Below are 6,456 nucleotides of genomic sequence, written 5' to 3' on the forward strand. Positions count from 1 at the left end.
CTCGTGCAGCGGGCCGCACGGCTGTACGTGTGGGGTCTTGCCGGACCGAGCCTGCCGGGCCGGCCTCGAGCCGACCCGGCAGGGGCAAGGATCCCCTGGGCCCGGGCAGCGATGAACCGGGACCAGAAGCGGTCGGCGCGCTGGGGCGCCGGGTCGATGTCGGCTTGCTTCAGGATCTGCCGGACGGAGGAGCGGCGACCTTCCAGCCCAGGTTGAGCAGTTCGCCGTGGATCCGGCGATACCCCCAGGTGTCGTTTTCGCGAGCCAGGCGCGACACCGGAGCACGCAGTGCCTCGGGCTTGGCCGGGCGGCCTGGGCCCCGGTGCGGATTGGTCCACTTCTTCGCGACCAGCCTCGCGTGCCGGCGCAGCACGGTACGTGGGGTGACCAGCAACTTCAGCGCCGAGCGGTGACGCTTGGTCAGCAAGCGGAGCAAGGCGGCGAGCACGGTGCGGTCCCTGCAGGTGAAAGCCGGCTTGGGGCTGCTGCGCTGCAGGACGGCCAGCCGGTGCCGGAGCATCAGTATCTCGACATCCTTGGCCCGTGGGGTGCCATAACTCTCGTACCTGCTTCGACCTGGGACTTCGAGGCCCGCCTCCGATCATGGCATGCTCGAGCGCCGTGGCCCTCCGCATGGTCCATCTCGCCTCTGTCCGCCTCCTCGGGCTGCTCCTCCTGCTCCCTCGTTCCCAACGAGCCCAGGACGTCCAACTGCTGGCGCTGCGCCACGAAGTCGCCGTGCTGCGCCGCCAACTCGGCACCCGGCCACGGCTGTCCTGGCCGGACCGGGCCGTACTCACCGCCCTCGCCCGACACCTCCCCGCTTCGCTGCGCCGCCCCCGGCTGGTCACCCCCGGCACCCTGCTCTCCTGACACCGCCGCCTCGTCCGCTGGAAATGGAGACAGAAACCGGCGCGCACCGACCGCCCGCCGATACCCGAGCAGCTCACCGGCCTGGTCCTGCGGCTCGCCCGCGAGAACAGCTCCTGGGGGGCTACACCCCCGCATCCAGGGCGAGCTCCGCCGCCCGGGCCACCGTGTCAGCGCCTCCACCACCCGCCGCTGGGTCCAGAAACAGCGACGCGGCTGGCCACTCCTCCACCCCCACCAACAACACCTCCGGCCTCGTCAGCACGTGAGCATCACCTCCGGCAAGCCCGACACCGCCGGCCCCCGGGGCCGACCAACTTCTTCAACCAGACGCGGCCGGCGAGGGCTTCCGAACTGAAACACAGTCCTCAACTCCGGAAGGACAACAACTCTCACGTGATCACCGAGACCGTGCCTGCACTGTGTCCACGCCCTGCCCGAACCGGGACGTCCAGCCCGGCTCCGGGCCGGCCCGGCGTTCCGGACGGCTCGCAATCATGCAACGGCCCCTGTTATGAGATCGCTCCCTCCAGCACCGTGATGTCGGCGATCGGCGGCCGACCGTACAGGGCGAGGATCTCGTTGGCGAGGGCGATGGTCTGCAACGGGTTGTCCTGCTGCCGGTGGGCCTCGATGCCTGCGGCGAGCAGCTCGGTGGGCACAGCCCCCGCATCGAGGAGGACGCGCCACTCCGCGGGTGGGAGTTCCAGATACTCAAGGTGGGTGAGCCGGGCGATCTCACAGGGATCGGCGAGAGTACAGGGATAGGCGGAGAGGGTTCGCAGGCGCGGCAGGCCGAAGACGGGGGCGAGTACGACGCACCAGTGCTCTCAGAACTCGGCAATATTTTGACGCCTTGGCACCGTGAGGTATCTACCGCCTTGCCGGCACCCGAGCCTGAACCAGGGAACCGACCAAGGCCGGCTGACCGCTGCAGGCTCCAACTTGATGGTCCTCCGCCCGCCGGGCGGAGGACCATCAAGCGCTGCTCCAGGGGATATTCGGCGTGAGCATTTCGTGGATGCATCGGCGCAGTCCGCTGTTGGAGTCGACCGGTGGGAGCCATGGCACCCGCTGAAGTACATCGCTGCGTTGATCGGTACTCGGGCCGGGGCTGTGACCTGCTGCGACCAGATCGACTGAGATGCGTGGCGACTCGAAATCTCAGCTGATCTGGTCCGGTGCGTGCAGACACCGCCCAGAGTCTCAAACGATCTGGATCGCCCACCACCGAGTCTCAGCAACTTGATCGACGCAAGCTGCCCTGGCTCGTAGCCTCTCGCTGTGATCGACACGACCGAGGCCGATGACGCCTTCAACGACCGGTGTGCGAACGCGGCGCGCACTCTCGCTCCGTGCGTCGACTACTTCATCCACCGCATCGCGTTCGACGCCTTCCCCGCGGACGAATCACTGGAGATCACCCTCCGGGGTCGCCCGCGAGGCCGCCACGACATCATGATGCGGCGGGCGACGGCGGGTAGTCGTCGACGGTCACGGAGTTGTAGAGGCGTGCGCTCCTGGTGGTGAGGCGAACGAGGGCGCGGCTGGGGCCCGCGGGCAGGGCGGACATCAGGCGTGCGCCCTGGGCCAGTCCCCACACGCCGAGGCGGGACGTGGGGATCAGGGTCTTCGCCGCGCTCAGCGCGACCGCGCGGCTGCCATGCACGTGCTCCGCCATCACGCGCTCGTAAGCGGGGAAGGCGCGCTCGTGGTCACCGCCCGCCCGTGCCAGCTCTCCGGCGAGGACGTACGCGCCGACGACGGCCAGGCTGGTGCTGCCGCCGACGGCCGGACCGGGACAGTAGCCCGCGTCGCCGACGAGCGTCACCCTCCCCTGCGACCAGGCTTCCATGCGGAGCTGGGTGATCGAGTCGAAGTAGAACGCCGGGGTGCGGTCGAGCTCGTCCAGCCAGCGGTCCACGTGGGCGTGCATGCCGGCGAACGCACCGCGCAGCAGCTCCTTCTGCCGGGGCACGTCGCGGTGGTGGTAGTCGAGTTCGCGCTCGCTCCGGAACAGGAACAACGCTCGCGCGTCGCCGAGGTGCCGCGCGCCGTACATGCCGGCAGTGCGGCCGACGCCGACGTGGATGAGGAGTTCGCCGTCGAGGTCGGAGATGTTCGGCAGGGTCAGCACCCCGAGGTAGGCCCCGATGAAGGCGTTGCAGCGGGATTCCTCATCGAAGACGAGGCGGCGCACGTTGGAGTGCAGCCCGTCCGCGCCGACGACGAGGTCGAAGCGGCGCGGCGCGGCGTTTTCGAACCGCACCTCGCCGTCGGGCGAGATCGCGGTGATCGAGTCGCCGAAGACGTACTCGACGTCGTCGCGTGTGGCGTCGTAGTAGATCTCGCTCAGATCGTCGCGCATGATCTCGACGTGCCGGTCCGAGGTGGCGCCGAAGATCTTGGAGAGGTCCGCCCGGACGGGACGCCATGAGCCCTCCCGGTAGACGGTCATCCGGTTCGTGCCGGTGGCCCGCTCCTCAACACGTGGGAGCACACCCATCTTCTCCGATATGTTCATCGCGGGCCGAAACAGGTCGACCGCGTGGCCGCCGGTCTTGCGCAGAGCCGGCGCGCGCTCGACGACGGTGACCGAGAAGCCGTGCCTGGTGAGCCAGTAGGCCAGCACCGGACCGGCGATGCTGGCGCCGGAGACGAGAATCCGCATGGCACCCCTCATTCTCATTCAGTCCACCCGTTTGGCGTGGATCGCGGTGAAGGCAAGCAGGGGGGTGGCGGTCCGCGGCGGATCCTCGAGCAGGGGCGAGTGCCCGAGACCGGGCAGCAACTCGACCTTGGCGCCCGGAACGGCGCGGTAATCGGAGGCGGATGAGGATCGCCATCTGCGGTCGTCCTCGCCGAAGATCACCAGTAGCGGCTTGCCCAGGACTGTCAGCCGATCCGGCAGCGCCCGCTGTTCCAGGTAGGAGCGGGTGGCCCGCATCGACGTGGTGAGCGAGTGGTGGGTCATACCACGTACGTCGTCCAGGAGCTCTTCTGGGATCTGGTAGCCCGCGCGGCTGAAACCCGTGCTCGCGAACTGCCGGAGCTGGTCGTCGGTCGGCGGCCACTGCGGGAGGCCGATTGCGGCGGACTCCGTTGCGATGAAGGCGTCCAGGCTGGGTCCGGTGTTGATGAGCGCGAGCGCGGTCACCAGGTCGGGTCGCTGTTCGGCGAGGGCGGTGACGACGGCGCCGCCGCTGGAATGACCGACGACCACGGCGTGCTCGACGCCGAGCCGGTCCAGTGCCACGCCGGCCCGACGTGCCTGGTCCGGGATCGCGTAGCTGCGGTCAGCCGGTTTGGCCGACCGGCCGTGCCCGAGCAGGTCGATCCGGATGACGCGGTGAGATCCGGTCAACAGCGGAACCATCGGGTTCCACGAGCGGGTCGAGGATGCGGACCCGTGGATGAGCAGGAGTGCGGGGGCGTCGCAGGGGCCGTCCTCGCACACGTAGATGTCACCGTCGTCCAGCGACAGGGTCGAACTCTCGGTGGCCTCGATGCCGCCATTCACATGTGGTCCGCCGTCAGAAACAGTCATGAGCCCACTGTCTCCGCCGGTACCCGCCGATGGATTGGACAAATGTTCCCCTCAGTCGGCTCACGTAGCATGGGATGGTGCAAACGTTCAGGCACGATGCAGCTGTGTGGGACGTCGCATGCCCGCAGCGGCCCAGCCGGGTGGCCGGACTCACCATGGCCGGATTCCGTGTCCGTGAACTGGACGCGCTCCGGATGGTCCCGCACCCGGCCGTGACGCTGCTCCTGGAGTTCGGCGCCGGCTCGCCCATCCTTGACTGTGCCGCAGGGCGGCAGCAGCGCGGAAGCATCGTCGCCGGGCCCGGGCTCGGATCCGGAGGCACGGTCCGGGCACGGGGAGAGAACGTCCAGTGCGTGCAGGTGCGCCTGTCCCCGGTGATCGCACGCGCGATTCTGGGCGCCTCCCCCACCGACCTCGACGGCGCCGTCGTGTCCCTGGGCGACCTGTGGGGCCGGGAGGCGTCCCGGATCCGCGAGCAACTCGGCGATGTCTCGTCCTGGCAGGATCGCTTCGTGCTGACGGACGCGCTGCTCGCCCGCCGGCATGAGGCGGGGCCGCCGGTGGACCCGGAGGTGGCCTGGGCCTGGCACCGGATCATCGTCAGCCGTGGCCTGACCCGGGTCGACGGACTCGCGGCCGAGGTCGGATGGAGCCGTAAGCGGCTGTGGTCCCGGTTCCGGTCGCAGCTCGGCCTGCCGCCCAAACGTGCCGTGAAGCTGGTCCGCTTCGACCATGCCGCCCACCGCCTGGTCGCGGGTGAAAGCGCGGCCCAAGTCGCGGCCGACACCGGCTACGCCGACCAGTCCCATCTGCATCGGGACGTCATGGCGTTCACCGGGGCGACCCCCGCGACCGTGGCCTTCGAGCCGTTTCTCGCCGTTGACGACATCGCATGGCCCAGCCGCGGAACAACCGCATTCCTCACCTCGCCAGGGAGCTCCGGCTTGATCGCTGGCCGGAGGTGAGACGGCTACCGCTGTGAACTCGGCTGGAGGCCGCCGACGTCTGGGTCGGGGTTAAGGGGGGCGTGACGATCCACGGCAAAATCACTCCTCAGCAGAGTTCGAGTACAAACATGCAGGGCGCCGGCTGGGACGGGATCTCGGGGCGGTGGTGTGGGGGTGGACGGCCAGGCCGCAGGGACCGGAGCGGTCAGGAGGATGCGGCCGTGTTGCGGACAAGTCGCACGTTGTCGTTCAGGCCGTGGTCCATGCCTCGCTCGCGTTCGAGCTGGATCATGGCGGAGGAGCGGTAGTTGAGGATGTAGGCGCGTCGGTGGGCGTCGGTGGTGTTGCCGCGCGAGTAGTGCAGGGTGTGGCCGGCGTGTGCGGCGGCCTCGCCGGGGGCCAGCGGGACGGGGGTGGCTCCGGGCTCGTCCTCTGAGCACTCGCACTCGATCGCGCCGCCGCCCTTCCCCGCCGGCCAGTGCGGGCGCAGCGGTGTCATGTGTGAGCCGTGCACGTACCAAATGCAGCCGTTGTCCAGCGTCGCGTGGTCGAGCGACACCCAGATCGACACCGCGCGCTTGTCCGGCAGGTCGACCCAATAGCCCGCGTCCTGATGCCATGGTGTCGGGACCGCGGTGCGCGGAGCCTTGTCGATGAGCATGTCGAAGTCCAGGACCATGTCCTCGCCGACGAGTTCCCGTGCCAGGGTCAGGGCCCTGGAGTGCAGGGGCAGATCGAGCAGTTCCGGGCAGAGCACCGACGGCCACATGATCTGGGTGATGTTCTCCGGGGCACCGCAGGCGGGGGCGGTCCCGGTCCCGCTGCCGAGGTCGGAGCGCTTGTCACCCGTGTCGATGCTGCCGTTGAGAAAACGGTCGTAGATCTCGCGGTAGACCACGACCTCGTCCGGCGTGAGCAGGGTTCCGAGGTTCAGGTATCCGGCGGCGTCGAGGGCCTCACGTCGCTGGGAGGAGGCGGTTGTCATCATGCCTGAACGCTAGATGATCGATTCCAAGGGCTTTAGTGGTCGTATGCGGTCAGTGCGCGCATGATCGGTTGGCTTGTGTGGTCGTTGTGCCAGATAGCGGCCGT

Annotated in this window: 6 protein-coding genes and 1 pseudogene; 2 read left to right on the plus strand and 5 right to left on the minus strand. The window is 68.9% G+C overall.

The features are described from left to right. Positions 1-169 precede the first annotated feature (169 nt). On the minus strand, positions 170-520 hold the full coding sequence (locus ACFU6I_RS47290; protein ID WP_384380435.1) for a hypothetical protein: 351 nt from the start codon (positions 518-520) through the stop codon (positions 170-172). Between the two features lie 101 nt (positions 521-621). Here ACFU6I_RS47290 and ACFU6I_RS47295 point away from each other — a divergent pair, with 101 nt between their 5' ends. After that, a complete protein-coding gene (locus ACFU6I_RS47295) occupies positions 622-873 on the plus strand; it encodes an integrase (protein ID WP_384380437.1) in 252 nt (83 codons plus the stop codon). A 509-nt stretch (positions 874-1,382) separates the two neighbouring features. On the opposite strand, the pseudogene ACFU6I_RS47300 reads toward ACFU6I_RS47295, so the two are convergent. From ACFU6I_RS47300 to ACFU6I_RS47310, 3 genes and pseudogenes are all read right to left on the minus strand, one after another. Then, positions 1,383-1,682, minus strand: a pseudogene (locus ACFU6I_RS47300) (SMI1/KNR4 family protein); the annotation flags it as partial. Positions 1,683-2,326: 644 nt separating this feature from the next. Next, on the minus strand, positions 2,327-3,541 hold the full coding sequence (locus tag ACFU6I_RS47305; protein ID WP_384380440.1) for an FAD-dependent monooxygenase: 1,215 nt from the start codon (positions 3,539-3,541) through the stop codon (positions 2,327-2,329). A gap of 18 nt (positions 3,542-3,559) precedes the next feature. Next, positions 3,560-4,417 (minus strand): alpha/beta fold hydrolase, encoded by an 858-nt coding sequence (locus ACFU6I_RS47310; RefSeq protein WP_384380443.1) that lies wholly within the window; start codon positions 4,415-4,417, stop codon positions 3,560-3,562. Between the two features lie 77 nt (positions 4,418-4,494). Here ACFU6I_RS47310 and ACFU6I_RS47315 point away from each other — a divergent pair, with 77 nt between their 5' ends. Next, the gene (locus tag ACFU6I_RS47315; RefSeq protein WP_384380448.1) at positions 4,495-5,382 is read left to right on the plus strand and encodes a helix-turn-helix domain-containing protein; all 888 of its coding nucleotides are present in this window, start codon (positions 4,495-4,497) and stop codon (positions 5,380-5,382) included. Between the two features lie 187 nt (positions 5,383-5,569). Here the strand turns inward: ACFU6I_RS47315 and ACFU6I_RS47320 are convergent, their stop codons facing one another. After that, entirely contained in the window at positions 5,570-6,352 is a 783-nt protein-coding gene (locus ACFU6I_RS47320; RefSeq protein ID WP_384380446.1) for a phytanoyl-CoA dioxygenase family protein, read from the minus strand. Between the last annotated feature and the right edge of the window lie 104 nt (positions 6,353-6,456).

Source organism: Streptomyces sp. NPDC057486 (assembly GCF_042802415.1).
GTDB classification, from domain to species: domain Bacteria; phylum Actinomycetota; class Actinomycetes; order Streptomycetales; family Streptomycetaceae; genus Streptomyces; species Streptomyces yanii.

Excerpts from the sequence above, each read along its gene's own strand:
- ACFU6I_RS47310 (WP_384380443.1), bottom strand. The coding sequence starts at position 4,417 with ATGACTGTTTCTGACGGCGGACCACATGTGAATGGCGGCATCGAGGCC.
- ACFU6I_RS47290 (WP_384380435.1), bottom strand. The coding sequence starts at position 520 with ATGCTCCGGCACCGGCTGGCCGTCCTGCAGCGCAGCAGCCCCAAGCCG.
- ACFU6I_RS47320 (WP_384380446.1), bottom strand. The coding sequence starts at position 6,352 with ATGATGACAACCGCCTCCTCCCAGCGACGTGAGGCCCTCGACGCCGCC.
- ACFU6I_RS47305 (WP_384380440.1), bottom strand. The coding sequence starts at position 3,541 with ATGCGGATTCTCGTCTCCGGCGCCAGCATCGCCGGTCCGGTGCTGGCC.